The sequence below is a fragment of the Kitasatospora sp. NBC_01300 genome (assembly GCF_041435235.1).
Classification (GTDB): Bacteria; Actinomycetota; Actinomycetes; order Streptomycetales; family Streptomycetaceae; genus Kitasatospora.
The window spans coordinates 2,275,829-2,291,965 of record NZ_CP108408.1 but is presented as its reverse complement, the minus strand read 5'-3'; the positions used below and the strand labels follow the sequence as shown (position 1 = coordinate 2,291,965).

The 16,137-nt window shown below is 73.9% G+C and carries 15 protein-coding genes; 6 read left to right on the top strand and 9 right to left on the bottom strand.

The window, feature by feature from the left end:
- The first annotated feature begins 199 nt into the window (after positions 1-199).
- Entirely contained in the window at positions 200-976 is a 777-nt protein-coding gene (locus tag OG556_RS10220; protein WP_371516840.1) for a pirin family protein, read from the top strand.
- A gap of 27 nt (positions 977-1,003) precedes the next feature.
- On the opposite strand, the gene OG556_RS10215 is transcribed toward OG556_RS10220, so the two are convergent.
- Positions 1,004-1,837, bottom strand: coding sequence for a serine hydrolase domain-containing protein (locus OG556_RS10215; RefSeq protein WP_371516839.1), 834 nt, complete (start codon positions 1,835-1,837; stop codon positions 1,004-1,006).
- Between the two features lie 122 nt (positions 1,838-1,959).
- On the opposite strand from OG556_RS10215, the gene OG556_RS10210 reads away from it, so the two are divergent.
- Positions 1,960-2,436, top strand: a complete 477-nt coding sequence (locus tag OG556_RS10210) for a MerR family transcriptional regulator (protein ID WP_371516838.1) — start codon at positions 1,960-1,962, stop codon at positions 2,434-2,436.
- Between the two features lie 71 nt (positions 2,437-2,507).
- Positions 2,508-3,521 (top strand): aldo/keto reductase, encoded by a 1,014-nt coding sequence (locus tag OG556_RS10205; protein ID WP_371516837.1) that lies wholly within the window; start codon positions 2,508-2,510, stop codon positions 3,519-3,521.
- Between the two features lie 51 nt (positions 3,522-3,572).
- Here OG556_RS10205 and OG556_RS10200 read toward each other — a convergent pair whose 3' ends face one another.
- Positions 3,573-4,151, bottom strand: a complete 579-nt coding sequence (locus tag OG556_RS10200) for a TIGR03086 family metal-binding protein (protein ID WP_371516836.1) — start codon at positions 4,149-4,151, stop codon at positions 3,573-3,575.
- Positions 4,152-4,252: 101 nt separating this feature from the next.
- Here OG556_RS10200 and OG556_RS10195 point away from each other — a divergent pair, with 101 nt between their 5' ends.
- The gene (locus tag OG556_RS10195; protein WP_371516835.1) at positions 4,253-5,236 is read left to right on the top strand and encodes a helix-turn-helix transcriptional regulator; all 984 of its coding nucleotides are present in this window, start codon (positions 4,253-4,255) and stop codon (positions 5,234-5,236) included.
- Positions 5,237-5,384: 148 nt separating this feature from the next.
- Entirely contained in the window at positions 5,385-6,851 is a 1,467-nt protein-coding gene (locus tag OG556_RS10190) for an NF041680 family putative transposase (protein ID WP_371516834.1), read from the top strand.
- Positions 6,852-7,024: 173 nt separating this feature from the next.
- On the opposite strand, the gene OG556_RS10185 is transcribed toward OG556_RS10190, so the two are convergent.
- The 7 genes from OG556_RS10185 to OG556_RS10155 form a co-directional block, all read right to left on the bottom strand.
- A complete protein-coding gene (locus OG556_RS10185; RefSeq protein WP_371516833.1) occupies positions 7,025-8,239 on the bottom strand; it encodes an alpha/beta hydrolase in 1,215 nt (404 codons plus the stop codon).
- A 154-nt stretch (positions 8,240-8,393) separates the two neighbouring features.
- Complete coding sequence (locus OG556_RS10180; RefSeq protein ID WP_371516832.1) at positions 8,394-8,747, bottom strand: MmcQ/YjbR family DNA-binding protein; 354 nt, start codon at positions 8,745-8,747, stop codon at positions 8,394-8,396.
- A gap of 156 nt (positions 8,748-8,903) precedes the next feature.
- Entirely contained in the window at positions 8,904-10,133 is a 1,230-nt protein-coding gene (locus OG556_RS10175) for an acyltransferase (RefSeq protein WP_371516831.1), read from the bottom strand.
- Positions 10,134-10,165: 32 nt separating this feature from the next.
- Positions 10,166-11,293 (bottom strand): alpha/beta hydrolase, encoded by a 1,128-nt coding sequence (locus OG556_RS10170; RefSeq protein WP_371516830.1) that lies wholly within the window; start codon positions 11,291-11,293, stop codon positions 10,166-10,168.
- Between the two features lie 173 nt (positions 11,294-11,466).
- Complete coding sequence (locus OG556_RS10165; protein WP_063347446.1) at positions 11,467-12,141, bottom strand: response regulator transcription factor; 675 nt, start codon at positions 12,139-12,141, stop codon at positions 11,467-11,469.
- The gene (locus OG556_RS10160) at positions 12,138-13,442 is read right to left on the bottom strand and encodes a sensor histidine kinase (RefSeq protein ID WP_371516829.1); all 1,305 of its coding nucleotides are present in this window, start codon (positions 13,440-13,442) and stop codon (positions 12,138-12,140) included. The genes OG556_RS10165 and OG556_RS10160 overlap by 4 nt, the downstream gene beginning before the upstream one ends.
- A gap of 139 nt (positions 13,443-13,581) precedes the next feature.
- Complete coding sequence (locus OG556_RS10155; RefSeq protein ID WP_371516828.1) at positions 13,582-14,271, bottom strand: TetR family transcriptional regulator; 690 nt, start codon at positions 14,269-14,271, stop codon at positions 13,582-13,584.
- A gap of 215 nt (positions 14,272-14,486) precedes the next feature.
- On the opposite strand from OG556_RS10155, the gene OG556_RS10150 reads away from it, so the two are divergent.
- Positions 14,487-16,091, top strand: a complete 1,605-nt coding sequence (locus OG556_RS10150) for an MFS transporter (RefSeq protein ID WP_371516827.1) — start codon at positions 14,487-14,489, stop codon at positions 16,089-16,091.
- Positions 16,092-16,137 lie beyond the last annotated feature (46 nt).

Here is a 16,137-nt window from a genome sequence, read left to right as displayed (position 1 = left end):
CCGCCCGGCCGGGGCGGTCGCGGCCGGCCCTGGGGGCCGGGCTCTTCCCGGTCGGCTCGGCTGTGGGACTGGGTTCGCTCTTGGAGTTCGCGGAAGCGGCTGGCACAAGGACAAGACTGCCTCACGTGAGTGACTGCTCGTGCACACCCCCCGGTGCAGCGGCACGGTGGTGCCGGTCACACCCACTACCGTGGGGCCCGTGACAGACGACGCCGCCCGCCCCCGCGCCGACCTGCGCCGCACCGCCGAGCGCTACCTCTCCACCCCGGCCGAGGGCGTCGAGACCCGACACGCGTTCTCCTTCTCCGGCCACTACGACCCGAAGAACACGCACTTCGGCGCGCTGCTCGCGTGCAACGAGGAACTCCTCGCCCCCGGCGCCGGGTACGAGGAGCACAAGCACCGGGACACCGAGATCCTCACCTGGGTGCTGGAGGGCGCGCTGGCGCACCGGGACTCCCAGGGGCACGGCGGGGTGGTCCGCCCGGGGATGGTCCAGCACCTCGGCGCCGGCTCCGGCGTCACCCACACCGAGCGCAACGTCGGCGGGGCCGCCGGTCCGGTCCGCTTCGTCCAGATGTGGCTCCAGCCGGACGTGTTCGACGCGCCCCCGGTGTACGGGCTGCGCAAGGTGGAACCGGCCGACGGCGGGTTGACGCTGCTCGCCTCCGGGCTGGAGCGCGACGCCGGGACGGACGCCCTGCGGCTGCGCCGCGGCGACGCCGCGCTCTGGCTGGCGACGGCGGGGCCGTGGCAGCCGCTGCCCGCACTGCCCGAGGCCGCCTGGCGGTACGCGCACCTGACCGCCGGCTCGCTCGGCTACCGGACGATCCCGGGGCCCAAGGGCGGCGGCCGCTCGATGGCCCCGGGCGACAGCGTGCGGATCACCGGCGACGCCTTCGCCGACCCGACGGCCGGCGAGACCGGCGCCGAACTCCTGCTCTGGGAGATGCACTCGCCGGTCTCGTACGGCTAGGGGCCGTCCTTTCAGCCTTCGAGTCGTTCAGCTGTCCAGTTCGGCCAGGACCGCGTCCGAGCAGGCCGGCCAGACCTCGGCGGCCCACGGGCCGAAGTCCCGGTCGGTGAGCGCGACGCAGGCCACGCCGGCCTCCGGGTCGACCCACAGGAAGGTGCCGGACTGGCCGAAGTGGCCGAAGGTGGCGGGCGAGTTGGCGGTGCCCGTCCAGTGCGGGGCCTTGCCGTCGCGGATCTCGAAGCCGAGGCCCCAGTCGTTCGGCCGGCGGTGGCCGTAGCCGGGCAGCACGCCGCTGGTGCCGGGGAAGGCGACCTCGCGGGTGGCCTGCCGGACGGTGGACGGGTCCAGCAGCTTCGGGGACTGGAGCTCGGCGGCGAACCTGACCAGGTCCGCGACGGTGGACAGGCCGCCGGCGCCGGCCGGGGACCTGTGCGCGGTGTTCAGCAGGGTGTCGTGCATGCCCAGCGGCTCGAACACCGCCTCGGCGGCGTACCGGGAGAACTCGATCCCGGCGGCGTCGGACAGCGTCCGCGCCAGCGCGTCGAAGCCCGCGTTGGAGTACAGCCGGCGGTTGCCGGGCTCGGCGAACACCCGGTCCTCGTCGAAGCCCAGGCCGGAGGTGTGCGCGAGCAGGTGGCGGACGGTCGAGCCGGCCGGCCCGGCGGGGTCGTCCAGCTCGAAGACGCCCTCCTCGACCGCGACCAGCACCGCGTACGAGGTGAGCAGCTTGGTCACCGACGCCAGCGGGAAGAGGTGCTGCTGCGGCCCGTACGTGCCCAGCACCGCGCCGTCCGCCCCCCGGACCACCGCCGCCGCGGCGTGGGGCACCGGCCAGTTCTCGATCATCCGCAAGCTCTCCATGCGCCCGACTCTAACGAAGGCCCGAAAACGGGTGGCGGGAGCACCCGGGTGCGAGGCTTGCTTGGAGTGCACTCCAACTCGATAGCGTCGTCGTCACCGCTCACCACAGGGGGTAACCGATCATGGCCACGCTCGCACCCGTCCAGCTCGACCTGCGGACCTGCGCCGACGTGTACCAGCGCCCGGTCGGCGATCCGGACCGGACCCCGCGGCACACCATCAGCGAGGTCGCCGTGGCCAGCGGGCTCACCGCCCACACCCTGCGCTGGTACGAGCGGATCGGCCTGCTCGACCCGGTCGACCGCTCCGCCAGCGGCCAGCGCCGCTACTGCGACGCCGACCTCCACCGGCTGGCCTTCCTGGGCCGGCTGCGGCTGACCGGCATGCCGATCGCCGACATGCTCCGCTACGTGGAGCTGGCCCGCGAGGGTGAGCGGACCTACGAGGCGCGGCGCCAACTGCTGGTCGACCAGCGCGAGGAGGTCCGCCAGCGGGTCGCCGACCTCCAGGCCACCCTCGCCGTCCTCGACTACAAGATCGACCTGTACTCCGGCCGGATCGCCGCGTCCGACGAACCGGCCGTCCGCTGCCACGAGTAGCCACCACCAGCACGCCGCACGCGGAGTACGCCGCAGCGGAGTGCGCCGCACGCAGAGGAAGAAGCAGAACGATGACCGTCTCCGTCCTCCCCACCGTCCAACTCGGCACCGACGGCCCGCTCGTGGGCGTGCAGGGCCTCGGCTGCATGGGCATGAGCGACTTCTACGGCCCGACCGACCGGCCCGAGGCGCTCGCCACCCTGGACGCCGCCCTGGAAGCCGGCGTCACCCTGTTCGACACCGCCGACGCCTACGGCTTCGGCCGCAACGAGGAGCTGATCGGCCCCTTCGTCCGCGCCAACCGCGACCGGGTGGTGCTCGCCACCAAGTTCGCCCTCGAGCGCACGGAGGACGACCCGGGCCGCCGCAGCATCCGCAACGACCCGGCGTACATCCGGGCCGCCGTGGATGCCTCGCTGCGCCGCCTCGGCGTGGACGAGATCGACCTCTACTACATGCACCGCCGCGACCCGGCCGTGCCGCTGGCCGACTCGGTCGGCACCATGGCCGAGCTGGTCCGGGCCGGCAAGGTGCGCCGGCTGGGACTGTCCGAGGTGACGGGCGCCGAACTGCGCGAGGCGTACGCGATCCACCCGATCGCCGCGCTGCAGTCCGAGTGGTCGGTGTTCGCCCGGGACGTCGAGCGCACGGCGGTGCCGGCCGCGGCCGAACTGGGCGTCGCCTTCGTGCCGTACTCGCCGCTCGGCCGGGGCTTCCTCACCGGGGCGTTCCAGGCCGCCGAGCAGCTCGCGGCGGACGACGTCCGGCGCACCCAGCCGCGCTTCACCGGCGCCAACGCGGCGGCCAACACCGAACTCCTGGCGCCGCTGCGGGAGATCGCGACGGCCCGCGGGGTGACCCTCGCGCAGGTCGCGCTGGCCTGGGTGCACCAGCGGGCCGAGGTGCACGGGCTCACCGTCGTGCCGATCCCCGGCACCCGCAGGCGCAGCCGGCTCGCCGAGAATACCGCGGCCGCCACGCTCCGGCTCACCGCCGAGGAACTGGCTCTGCTGGAGCCGGTGGCGGGCGAGGTCGCCGGGGACCGCTACCCGGACATGCGCCTCACCCAGGTCGGCCGGGAGTAACGGCGGCCGGGGGAGCGGTCGGCCGCTCCCCCGCCCGTCCCGGGTGCCTTCTCAGACCTCCCGGCCCAGCCAGGCGGCCAGCCGGGTGTGCACGTCGGCGTCCGGGGCGACCGGCCGCACCTCGCCGAACGGGACCGGCCCGCCGCGGTGCTCGGCCGACAGGACGGCCTGGGCGACGGCCAGCGCGGCGTGCGCCAGGGCGTCGTCCAGCGGCTGCCGGGAGTCGAGCGCCCGGGCGATGTCCCAGGTGTGCGCGACCGTCTCCATCAGGTAGCCGCCGACCGCGGCCCGGCCGGGCACCACGCCCCAGGGCGCGTGGGCCGGGCGGTCCAGCGCGGCGTCGTCCGCCCAGGCCGCGGCGGCCCGGGCGCGGGCCCGGTCCAGCGCGCCCGGCCAGGCGTCGTCCGCCAGGTCCCCGGTGGCAGCGGCGACGTCCTCGGCCCGGCCGCCCTCGCCCAGGTAGGCGAACCGGTGGATGCCGCCGACCACGTGGCTCAGCAGCTCCCGCAGGGTGAACGCGCTGCACGGGGTGGGCCGGTCGAGGGCGTCCGGGGTGATCTCGGCGAACAGCTTCTCCAACTGGCCGAGGGCGAGCAGGTACTGCGGGCGGGCGTCCTGGACGGAGTTCACGAGGAATCAGCTCCCTGGGGTGGTACGGGATTTCGGTCTCGAACGGCAATCTCCCAGTAAAACCTGACAACCGCCGTCAGGATTGCTGGGATTCTGCTGCCATGAAGGCCGACCGCCTGCTCTCCATCCTGCTCCTGCTCCAGACCCGCGGCCGGGTGCCCGCCACCGAACTGGCCGGGCGCCTGGAGGTGTCCGTCCGCACCATCTACCGCGACGTGGAGTCGCTCTCCGCCGCTGGCGTGCCGGTGTTCACCGAACGCGGCCGGCACGGCGGCATCAGCCTGCTGCCCGGCTACCGCACCGACGTCACCGGACTGACCGCGGACGAGGCCCGGGCGCTGTTCGTGCTCTCCGCCCAGGGTGCGCACAGCGACCTCGGGCTGGACGGCGCGCTCGGCTCGGCGCTGCGCAAGGTGATGGCCGCGCTGCCGGCCCCGCACCGCCCGGCCGCCGAGCGGATCACCGAGCGGATCCTGGTCGACCCGGCCCGCTGGCTGCAGAGCGGCCCGGCCGCCGGCGCCGCGACCGGCCCCGAACTGGGCGAGCTGCAGTACGCGGTGTTCGCCGACCGGCGGCTGCGGCTGCGCTACCGGCACAGCGGCACGCCCGCGCCGGTGGAGTACACCGTGGACCCGTACGGGCTGGTGAGCAAGGCCGCGGTCTGGTACCTGGTGGCCGATCTGCACGGCGAGCCCCGGCTGTTCCGGGCCGACCGGGTGCTGGCCGCCGAGACCACCGAGGAGGCGGTGCGCCGCCGCGCCGGAGTGGGGCTCGGGGATGCCTGGGCGGTGCTGCGCGAGCAGGTGGAGCGGCTGCCGAAGGAACTACCGGTCCGGGTGCGGGTGCGGCGCGGGCGGCTGGACATGTTCGTCCGCATCCACGGCGGCCGGGTCACCGCGCCGCCGCCGGAGGCGGGCGCCGGGCCGGCCGAGGAGTGGGTCGAGGTGGCGATGGTCTTCCCGGCGCCGGCGGCCGTCCGCGCGCTGCTCGCCTTCGGCGCGGACGCCGAGGTGATGGCCCCGCCCGCGGCCCGCCGCGAGCTGGCCCGGGCGGCGGCGGACGCGCTGCGCCTCTACCAGGAGTAGGGAGGGCTTAGCTTGATCTTTAACCAGGTGGCTCGAACGGCCTGTCGAACTTGATCACTCGTTTCGGTAACTGCCTTACACGGGAGCGGCCTTCGTCTGATCCTGTGCTCCGACCAAGGATGCACGCAATCAAGACGAAGGCCGTGGGATGAGTATGTTGCACGATGGCGTCGGCAAGGGCGCGTTCGGTGAACTGTCACGCTTCCGAGGGGAGTTCTACGACTGCTTGATCCGGCGTGGGGACGCGTTGTTCGAACTGACCGACGCGGTGCTGTGCGCCGACGGGCCGGTCAGATCACTGGTGGAGCTCTCCCTGGTGGGCGAGCACCGCCGCGGCCACGGCGGGCTCTACGCCGCCCTGGCCCGAGGCCGGATCGATGTCGATCACATGCGGCGGGCGCTCACGGCGGTCCCGCTGCCGCGAGCGGCCGACGGCCGGCTCGTGCTCGCGGTCGACATCACCTGCTGGCTGCGGCCGGACGCCCACACCTCGCCCGAGCGGATCCTGTGCCACACCTACGGCCGGGGCAAGGACCAGCACATCCCCGTACCGGGCTGGCCCTACTCGGTCATCACCGCCCTGGAGACCGGCCGCAGCTCGTGGAGCGCACCGTTGGACGCGCGCCGCCTGGCGCCGGGCGAGGACGCCGCGACCGTCACCGCACAGCAACTGCGCGAGCTGGTGCAACGTCTCATCGACGCCGGTCAGTGGCGCGCCGGAGACCCGGACGTGCTCGTCGTCACGGACGCGGGCTACGACGTTCCCCGCCTCGCCTTCCTCCTCAGGGACCTGCCCGTGCAGGTACTGGGGCGGATGCGTTCGGACCGCGTCCTGCGCAGGGCCTGCCCGCCCCGGCCGCCCGGCACCAGGGGCCGACCGCCGAGGCACGGCGGCGAGTTCGCCTTCGGCGACCCGACCACCTGGGGCAACCCGGACACCCGGACCGTCACCGAGACCCGCCTCTACGGCACCGCGACCGCCAGGTCCTGGGACCGCCTGCACCCGCGGCTCACCCACCGATCCGCCTGGGTGGTGGATACGGGGACCCTGCCGGTGATCGAAGGCACCGTGATCCGCCTGGACGTCGACCACCTGCCGAGCGGTGCGACCCCGAGGCCGGTATGGCTGTGGTGGTCCGGCACCGACGCCACCGCGGCCGACGCCGACCGGCTGTGGCAGGCGTTCTTGCGTCGCTTCGACATCGAGCACATGTTCCGGCTGTTCAAACAGACCCTGGGCTGGACCCGTCCGAAGATCCGCACACCCGAGGCCGCCGATCGTTGGACCTGGCTGATCCTGGCCGCCTACACCCAGCTCCGCCTCGCCCGGCCCCTCGCCGCCGACCTCCGGCACCCCTGGGAACGGCCCGCACCACCCGAACGCATGACCCCCTCCCGCGTCCGGCGAGGATTCAGGCACATCCGCCGCAAGACCGCCTGCCCAGCCGCCGCACCGAAATCCAGCCGACCAGGACCAGGCCGGCCCCCCGGGCGCAAGAACACGACAGCGACCCCACGCCATGACGTCCACATCGTCGGCAAAACGGACACCAAGACGCCACCGGCGAAGAAGAACCCACAGGTCATCCACCCTCGACCTCGCCGCACAGGTTAAAGATCAAGTTAGGGCGTGTCTGACAATTCCCGCCGGGCGCGCGACGCCGGGCATCCCGGCTGAACGCACCGGCGAAACGTCCAAGTACGACCCAGTACGAGGACGCTTCGCCGGCACGCCCAGCCGGGCGCCCAACGCCGCGCGCTGATCCGACGCGAATTGTCAGACACGCCCTAGGAGTTCGGGGCGGGGCGGACGACGTCCTGGTAGTGGCCGAGCGAGATCGCCGCGAAGTTGTGCAGGCTGTCGGTGCCCTCGGTGAAGTAGCCGTTGTGGCCGGCCGCGCGGGCCGAGGAGATCTGCTCGGCGCCGAAGCCGCCGGCGGTCGGGTCGGCGCCGTGGCCGAGGCCGCCGACCTCCAGGTACGGGACGTTGCCGATCCAGTCGGTGGGGTTGCGGGTGGCCCAGACGTGCACGCCGGTGCCCAGCTCGCTGGTGCTCTGCACACCCATGCCGGGGCTGCCGAACACCATCAGGTCGGTGATCCCGGAGGTGTCGGAGGGGGAGGCGGCCGCGCGCGGGATCTCGGGGGCGGCGTTGCCGCAGACCACGGAGCCGTACGAGTGACAGAGCAGCGCCGGGGGTGCGTCCGGCCGGGTGGTCTCCTTGAGCCCGGCGAGCAGCCGCTGCAGCCGGGGCGCGCCGACGTCGGCGAGCCGGGAGGTGACGGCGTCCGGGCCGAGGCCGGACGGGGTGACGTAGCCGGTCCAGGCGATCACCGCGGTGCGGGTGTTCGGCGCCTGCCGCTGCTCCTCGGTGTACAGGGCGCGGGCCATGCCGGCCGGGGAGCGCAGCGGTTCGGCGGCCTGGTCGAAGTGGCCGAGGTCGGCGTCCGAGCCGGGGACGACGACGGAGATCCGCTCGGCGTCGGCGAGGTCGCCCCACACCTCGGTGATCAGGCCGCGGCCGCGCGGGTCGAAGGCGAGGATCTGCCGGTCGGGGCCGAGCAGGTGCTCGACGTCGTTGGCGCGGGAGACGGCCAGCTCGCGGGTGTCGGCGTCGAGCTTGTGGTCGGCGGCGCGGGCCCGGGCGCTGTCGCGTTCGGCGGCCAGCGCGATCTTGTTGGCGCGGTAGCGCAGGTCCAGCGGGGCGCCGTCGAAGTTGCCGACGACCAGCGGGTAGTCCCGGATCAGCCGGTCCAGCTCGGTGGGGGCGAGCGAGGCGAAGAACGCGGCGGCGGCGGCCGGGGTGGTGGTGGCCGGGTCGGGCAGGGTGCGGTCGAAGCTGTGGTCCTGGACCCAGGCGGCGCTGCCGGCCGGGGGTGTGGAGATCGCCAGCTGTTCGGTGGAGGCGGCCGCCTGGGCCGCCGCGGCGCCGGCGTCGGCGAGCACGGCACAGCCCGCGAACGCCCCGATCAGTACCCGCTTCCAGCGCCGACGGTTGCGCACCGCACCAACTCCCTTAGGGCCCGTCACCGTTTCTCGGGCGGTGCCCGGAGGGTGCAACAAGACTGCCTGCTTCCCTGCGCAAGCGTAGGGCGCCCGGAGAGGCGACGCGCCCGCCCAAACTGTGGGATGGCTCACATGAACCGACGGTGTCGTTTCAGCGTCCCGGAGTGGCCCGCACATCGAATTCGCGCACCATCCGCTTGGGCGCCGTGCGCCGCCAGGCCTCGACGACGAGGTCGCGCAGCTCCGCCGGATCGACCAGGTCCAGCCGGACGCTCACCCAGCCGTGCCGCCCGACGTACGGCGCGCTGGAGAACACCTCGGGCTCGGCGGCGAGCAGCTCGGCCTGGTCCTCGGGGGAGGCCTTGACGGTGACGGACCGGCCCCCGGGCGCGCCCATCGCGAAGATCCGGCCGCGGATCCGCAGGGTCTCGATGTCCCAGGTCGGCTCCTGTGCGGCCTCCGGCAGGGCGAGCGCGATCGCGCGGAACTCCTCGAACGTCACCATGCCCGCAGCGTAGGGCAGGGGGCCGACAGCGCGCGGGCCCGGGCCGGGGGCTCGGAGGGATGCGGACCGGAGGGCTCCGGAACCGGTTCCGGAACGGCCGGAGGGGCGCGGACCGATCGGTCCGCGCCCCTCCGGTGCCTCACTCTCCGGCGCAGGTCACACCATGCCCAGCGCGTACGCGGCGAACAGCGCCGCGCCCGCCGCGGCCAGCGCCTTCCCGGCCCGGGAGAAGGCCGTCCACGGACCGTCGAACCGCCGGGTGAACCACCCGATCGCCACCAGCACAGCCGCGAACAGCGGAATCAGCGCCACCCGGGCGGCCACCCAGCCGATCGAGTCCGGCGCGGTGGTCAGCCCCGGCACGGCGCCCAGGCCGGCCGCGCCGGGCACCGCCACCGCGAGCATCGCGCTCTGGTGCCAGCAGAAGATCGTCATCGCCGAGAGGTTGACCACCACCACCGGCAGCCACAGCAGCGGACGGCAGGTCAGCAGCCGGCCCAGGCGATCCCGCAGCAGCACCGCGGCGCCGCACTGCGTCGCGGCCAGGGCCAGCACCAGCAGGGACGGCGGGTGCGAGTTGGTCCGCTCCATCCCGGGCACCCCGACCATGCTGGCCGGGTAGTGGAACGCCAGCAGCAGCGTGGCGAACAGCGCGCCGCCGCCGACCAGCAGCACCCGGGCCACCGGGCGGCCGAGCCGACCCTGCGCCCACAGCACGCCCAGCTGGTAGCCGAACAGCCAGCCCGGCAGGATGTTCAACAGCCCGACCCAGGACGGCACCGCCTCCGCCCACGGCCCGTACCGCAGCAGGTCGACGGCGGCGACGGCGGCCACCAGGACGCCCGCCGACCAGCCGCCCAGCCGGCGCCCGGCCGCCACGCACAGCGGGGTGAGCGCGGTCAGCCCCAGGTAGACCGCGATGTACCAGAGCGGCTGCACCACCAGCGTCGCGCCGGTCCGCACGGTGTCCCCGGGGACGCCGAGCGCGGGCAGCAGTGCGATCAGCAGCGCCCAGACGGCCGTCACCCCCAGCACCGGGCGCAGCAGCCGCACCGACCGGCCGCGCAGCCAGCCCAGGTACGTCACGCCCTTGGCCCGGGCCCGCTCCAGCGACTGGACCGAGGAGTGGCCGCCGACCAGGAAGAACACCCCGAGCATCTGGAGCACCCAGCTGATCGGGGCGAGGCCGCCGAGCGAGGAGAGCGGGCTCGCGTTGTGCAGGGCGCCGTCGGCGGAGAGCGTGAAGCCGCCGAGCAGCCAGTGCCCGACCGGCACGGCGAGCAGGGCGAGGGCGCGCAGCCCGTCCAGGGCGCGGTCGCGGGTCTCGGGGGTGCGGGCGTCGACCTGGTGGGCGGCGCGGCGCAGGGCGGTCAGCGGGTGGGCCATGGCGGTGCTCCTTTCGGTGAGGCGGTCGGTGGTCAGCGGTCGAGGCCGAGCGCGATGGCGGCGAAGGCGGTGAGCGAGGCGGTGCCGGGGGCGAAGTAGCCGGCGTGGCCCTCGGCTCCGGTGGCGGGCAGCGGGTGGGCGCCGAAGCCGGGGGCGGTCGGGTCGGCGCCGTGGCCGAGGCCGAGCACCGAGACGTAGGGGACCCGGCCGATCCAGTCGGAGTCGTTGCGGGCGGTGGCCCAGAGCGGGACGCGCGGGTCGAGGGCGGCGGCCGAGCCGACGCCCATCCCGGGCGAGCCGAGGACGACCACGCCGGAGGCCTGGTCGGGCCCGGGGCGGGCCAGCCCGCAGACCACCGAGCCGTAGCTGTGGCAGAACACCGTGGCCGGGGCCTGCGGGCGGGTGCTGACGGCGAGTCCGTCGAGCAGCCGGGTGAGTCGCGCGGCCCCGGCCCGGGCCAGGTCCTCGGTGGCGGCGCCCAGGCCGATCCCGACCGGGGTGGTGTAGCCGGTCCAGGCGATGACGGCGGTCTGCCGGTCGGTGGCCCGGTAGAGCGAGCGGGCCATGCCGGCGGGGGTGCCGTACGAGCCGGGGGAGCGGTCGAAGTTCTCCAGGTCGTTGTCCGAGCCGGGGACGACGACGGCGGTGCGGGGGGCGGCGGCGAGGTCGCCGAAGACCTCGGCGACCTCGCCGCGGCCGCGCGGGTCGAAGACGAGGATCCGGCGGTCGCCGTCCAGCAGGGCGCGGTAGCGCTCGGCGCGGGTGCGGGCCTGCTCGTGGTCCTGCGGGGTGAGTGCCGGGTCGGTGGCCCGGGCGAGTTCGCGGCCGAGCTCCGCGGTGAGGGCCAACGTGTTGGCCCGGTAGCGGAGTTGGACCGGTGCGCCGTCCAGGTTGCCGACCACCAGCGGGTGCCGGACGGCCAGCGCGTCCTGCTGGGCGGGCGTCAACCCGGCGAAGAAAGCGGCGACTTCGGCCGGGGTGGCGGTGGCCGGGTCGGGCGGGTGGATGCCGAGCGCGGTGTCGGCCACCCAGGCGGCGCTGCCCGGCGGCGGGCCGGTGACGGCCTGTTGGGCGTCGGTGGAGAAGCCGCCGAGACCGAGCACCGCGGCCAGCATCACCGTACTGGCCGCGATGGCTCTCTTGACCCGAAACTTCCCCATGTCCGGCCCCTCCCTCGTCCGTTCGACTTCGACGGAAAGGAAGGTAGAAATGCGACGGCCCCGCGGACGTCACACCGCGGGGCCAACTCCCGGGTGCTACCGGGGTACTACTCGGGGTACCACGGGGGGTGCCGCCCGGACGGGGGCGGCCGGGACCACCGGCCCGGCGGGCGTCACTGGCCCGGCGTCACCAGGCCGGACTCGTAGGCGAGGACGACGGCCTGGGCGCGGTCGCGCAGGTCGAGCTTGGCGAGGATGCGCCCGATGTGGGTCTTGACGGTCTGCTCGGCCAGGACCAGCCGGCCGGCTATCTCCTGGTTGGACAGGCCGCGGGCGATCAGCTCCAGCACCTCGGTCTCACGCGGGGTGAGGCCGTTGAGCCGCAGTTTGGGGTCGCGCCGCCGGGCCGGCCGGTTGCGGGCGAAGTCCTCGATCAGCCGGCGGGTCACCGAGGGGGCGAGCAGCGCCTCGCCGGCCGAGACCACCCGGACCGCGGAGATCAGGTCGGCCGGCGGGGCGTCCTTGAGCAGGAAGCCGCTGGCCCCGGCGCGCAGCGCCTCGTACACGTAGTCGTCCACGTCGAAGGTGGTCAGCATCATCACCTTGGGCCGGTGCGCGCCGGGGACGGCCGGGTCGAGCAGTCGGCGGGCGGCCTCCAGGCCGTCCATGACGGGCATGCGGACGTCCATCAGCACCAGGTCCGGGTGGGTGCGGCCGCTCACCTCCAGGGCCTGTGCGCCGTCCGCCGCGTCCCCCACCACGTCGATGTCGCTCTGGGCGTTGAGCAGGGCGGCGAAGCCGGCCCGCACCATGGCCTGGTCGTCGACGATGATCACGCGGATGGTCATGCGGGCTTCTCCCGGGGGGTTTCGAGGGGCAGGACGGCGGCGACCTTGTAGCCGCCGTCCGGCATCGGGCCGGTCTCCAGCCTGCCACCGACCAGCCGGGCGCGTTCCCGCATTCCGATCAGTCCCTGTCCGGTGCCCTCCATCGAGGCCTCCAGCGACTCGGTGTGCCGGGGCGGGGCCGTGTTCACCACGGTCAGCAGCAGGGTGGCGCCCTCGTCGACCAGGGATATCCGGGCCCGCGAACCGGGCGCGTGGCGCACCACGTTGGCCAGCGCCTCCTGCACGATCCGGTACGCGGACAGGCCGACCGCCTTCGGCACCGCCTCGGCCAGCCCAGGATCCACCACCAGCTCGGCCGGGACCCCGGCCCGCCCCACCGTCTCGATCAGCTGCGGCAGCTGCTCGATCCCGGGCTGCGGCACCTTCTCGGCGGCGGACTCCTCGCTGCGCAGCACGCCCAGCAGCCGGCGCATCTCGGTCAGCGACTCGCGGGCGGTGCCGGCGATGGCGGTGAACTCCTCGGTGGCCGCGGCCGGTACGCCGGTGATCCGGTACGGCGCGCTGGCCGCCTGCACGGCGATCACCGACATGTGGTGGGCGACCACGTCGTGCAGCTCCCTCGCGATCCGGGCGCGCTCCTCCAGCAGGGTGCGCCGCTCGCGTTCGGCCTCGCTGATGTGCTCCTGTTCGGCGAGCAGCCGGCGGGCCTCGGTGCGGTCCTGGACGGCCCAGCCGAGCAGCAGGGCGGCGCCGCCGAGGGCGACCAGCAGCATGGTGGTGCCGTCGTCGGCGTGCGGGAAGCCGAGCGTGGTGGTGAGCAGGGTGAGCAGGATCGTGGCGATCCAGACCGCGATCAGGGTGGCCCGGCTCTCCCGCAGCGCGAGCGCGATCAGCAGGAAGACGTACGCCAGGACCATCGGCGCCGTCCACGGCCAGGTGCCGCCGAACTGGTGGTGCCGGGCGGTGATGGAGGCCGTGGTGACGAGGGTGGCCGCGCTGATCCACCAAGCGGCCAGCGGCCGGGTGATGGCGAGCAGCAGCGGCGCGGTCTGGGCGACGGTGAGCGCGCCGGCGATGGGCACGGCGACGCCGTAGAAGTCGACCAGGGCGGCGATCCCGGTGGGGATCAGCGAGGCCTGCATGATCAGCGCGACGACGTACGGAAGCCGGCGCAGCCAGGCGCGGGGCGAGTCCCCGAGCAGCGGGGTGGACCCGCCGGTCGGGGTGGTGAGGTGGTGCCGGAGCGAGCGGAGCAGCCGGAGGGCCTGCGCGCGGACTTCGGTCGTGGTGATCGTCTTCATCGCGGGCCAGCCTAGGAGGGTGCTTGTCCGCCCGTCGTCGCACTGGGGTCGAACATCGGAGTGCTACCGGAGTAGGGGGTGCTACCCGGGTACTACTGCGGGCGGGACCGTTCCGGGGGCCGGAGCGGTGCCCGCGGTACTACTGCGGGCCGGTGCGCCAGTGGCCGGCCAGGGCCGGGCCGAGCTGGTCGAAGTGGCGCTCGATGACGGCGACCATGCCCTCGGGCCCGGCGGGTTCCTGGTCGGGGGTCCAGGACAGGTGGGCGGCGCGCAGTACGCTGCCGAAGACGGCGGCGAGCACGGTGGGGCGCAGGTCCTCGACCGGGTCGAGGCCCTCGCGCTCGGCGAGCACCCGGACGACCACCCGTTCCTGCTCGGTGACCCGGCGCAGGTGGGTGGCGAGCAGGGTGGGGGTCTCCTCGATCATCCGCATCAGTTCGAGGGCGGTGGTGATCGAGCGGGGGCCGGTGCGGTGTTCGGCACCGAGTTCGCGCCAGGACTGGACGATCGCGGCGCGCAGGGCCTGGAGCGGGGACTCGTGGGCCGGGCGGCGGCAGAGGCACTCGATGAAGTAGTCCTCGGCGTCGGCCATCACGGCGAGCGCGACCTCGTCCTTGTTGGCGAAGTAGCGGAAGAAGGTGCGCTGGGAGACCTCGACGGCGGAGGCGATCTCGTCGACGGTGGTGCGGGCGAAGCCCTGGCCGAGGAAGAGCACGTGGGCGGCCTGGACCAGGGCGTCCCTGGTCTGCTGCTTCTTGCGCTCGCGCAGCCCTGGCAGCCGTTCGGGGGTGCCCGGGGCGGCGGTGGGGGTGGGGGTGCGAGCGGCCATGGCGGGGCCTTCCGAGCGCGTGCGGGCGGGGTGAGGAGCACAACCTTAGCGCTCTGACAAATGTCAGCCAGAGTCAGAAGTCAGTGTTTGCCGAATGTCAGTGGCTGACATAATCTGCCGGAAGTGGCGCTCGCCGACCGGGCACTCGTGGGGACGGGTGGGTCGCGGCGCCACGCCCACGTTCCGTTCTCTGCCACGCCCCCGGAGGGCCCCAGATGAGCCAGTCCGTCGTCAAGAACGCCAAGGCGGACGTCCCGCCGCAGCGCACGCCACCGGGCGGGGGAGGGCTCAAGGGACACCCCTGGCTGACCCTGCTGACCGTCGCGGTCGGCGTGATGATGGTCGCCCTGGACGGCACGATCGTCGCCATCGCCAACCCCGTCATCCAGGCGGACCTGAAGGCCGCGCCCTCCGAGATCCAGTGGGTGACCAGCGGCTACCTGCTGGCCCTGGCGGTCTTCCTGATCACGGCCGGCAAGATCGGCGACCGGTTCGGCCACAAGAACACCTTCCTGGTCGGCGCCGTCGGCTTCGCCGCCACCTCGGCCGCGATCGGCTTCGCCGGCAACATCCAGACCGTGATCGCCTTCCGGGTGCTCCAGGGCCTGTTCGGCGCGCTGCTCCAGCCGGCCGCGCTCGGCCTGCTGCGCGGCGCCTTCCCGGCCGAGAAGCTCAACATGGCGATCGGCATCTGGGGCGGCGTGATCGGCGCCTCGACCGCGGCCGGCCCGATCGTCGGCGGCCTGCTGGTCGAGCACGTCAACTGGGAGTCGGTCTTCTTCATCAACATCCCGGTCGGCCTGATCGCGCTCGGCCTCGGCCTGTGGATTCTCAAGGACGTGCGGGCCGAGAAGGCCGCCAAGTCCTTCGACCTGCCCGGGATCGCGCTGCTCTCGGTGGCGATGTTCGCGCTGGTCTTCGGCATCATCAAGGCCCCCGAGTGGGGCTGGGGCGACGCCCGCACGCTGCTGTTCCTGGGCGGCGCGGTGGTCCTGATGGTGCTCTTCGCGTTCTGGCAGGCCCGGGCGAAGGAGCCGCTGATCCCGCTCAGCCTGTTCCGTTCGGTGCCGCTGTCGGCGGGCACCCTGCTGATGGTGCTGATGGCCTTCGCGTTCTTCGGCGCGATCTTCTTCGTGACCTTCTACCTGCAGAACGTGCACGGGATGTCGCCGGTGTCGGCCGGCGTCCACCTGCTGCCGATGACCGGCATGATGATCATCGGTTCGCCGGTGGCGGGCATCGCGATCGGCAAGCTCGGCCCGCGGATCCCGATCGTGGCCGGCATGCTGATCACCACCGCCGCGATGTTCGGCATGTCCACCCTGGACGCGGGCTCCGGCACCGGCGTGATGTCGCTCTGGTTCGTCCTGATGGGCCTCGGCATCAGCCCGGTCATGGTCGGCGCCACCGAGGTGATCGTCGGCAACGCCCCGCTGGAGCTGTCCGGTGTGGCCGGCGGCCTCCAGCAGGCCGCGATGCAGGTCGGCGGCAGCCTCGGCACCGCGGTGCTCGGCGCGCTGATGGCCGCCAAGGTCGGGGACGTGCTGCCCGGCAACTGGGCCAAGGCCGGCCTGCCGCCGGTCCAGGGCGCCGAGGGCGAGGGCCTCAAGCAGGCCGCTCAGCTCGGCATCGCCCCGCCGGCCCCGGCCGGCACCCCGCAGCAGGCGGTGGACGCGATGGCGGGCGCCGTGCACGACTCCTTCGTCAGCGGCATGTCGCTCGCCTTCGCGGTCGCGGCCGTGGTGGCCTTCGCCGCCGCCGTGCTCGGCCTGCTCACCCGCCGGGGCACCGTCGACGCGGGCCCGGCCGTGCACATCTGATCCCGCGCCACGTCTGATCCCCGCGCGACCAACGATCGACGACCGA

Excerpts from the sequence above, each read along its gene's own strand:
- OG556_RS10180 (WP_371516832.1), bottom strand. The coding sequence starts at position 8,747 with ATGGTGACGTTCGAGGAGTTCCGCGCGATCGCGCTCGCCCTGCCGGAG.
- OG556_RS10170 (WP_371516830.1), bottom strand. The coding sequence starts at position 11,293 with ATGGGGAAGTTTCGGGTCAAGAGAGCCATCGCGGCCAGTACGGTGATG.
- OG556_RS10210 (WP_371516838.1), top strand. The coding sequence starts at position 1,960 with ATGGCCACGCTCGCACCCGTCCAGCTCGACCTGCGGACCTGCGCCGAC.
- OG556_RS10190 (WP_371516834.1), top strand. The coding sequence starts at position 5,385 with ATGAGTATGTTGCACGATGGCGTCGGCAAGGGCGCGTTCGGTGAACTG.
- OG556_RS10215 (WP_371516839.1), bottom strand. The coding sequence starts at position 1,837 with ATGGAGAGCTTGCGGATGATCGAGAACTGGCCGGTGCCCCACGCCGCG.
- OG556_RS10205 (WP_371516837.1), top strand. The coding sequence starts at position 2,508 with ATGACCGTCTCCGTCCTCCCCACCGTCCAACTCGGCACCGACGGCCCG.
- OG556_RS10150 (WP_371516827.1), top strand. The coding sequence starts at position 14,487 with ATGAGCCAGTCCGTCGTCAAGAACGCCAAGGCGGACGTCCCGCCGCAG.
- OG556_RS10155 (WP_371516828.1), bottom strand. The coding sequence starts at position 14,271 with ATGGCCGCTCGCACCCCCACCCCCACCGCCGCCCCGGGCACCCCCGAA.
- OG556_RS10160 (WP_371516829.1), bottom strand. The coding sequence starts at position 13,442 with ATGAAGACGATCACCACGACCGAAGTCCGCGCGCAGGCCCTCCGGCTG.
- OG556_RS10195 (WP_371516835.1), top strand. The coding sequence starts at position 4,253 with ATGAAGGCCGACCGCCTGCTCTCCATCCTGCTCCTGCTCCAGACCCGC.
- OG556_RS10175 (WP_371516831.1), bottom strand. The coding sequence starts at position 10,133 with ATGGCCCACCCGCTGACCGCCCTGCGCCGCGCCGCCCACCAGGTCGAC.
- OG556_RS10165 (WP_063347446.1), bottom strand. The coding sequence starts at position 12,141 with ATGACCATCCGCGTGATCATCGTCGACGACCAGGCCATGGTGCGGGCC.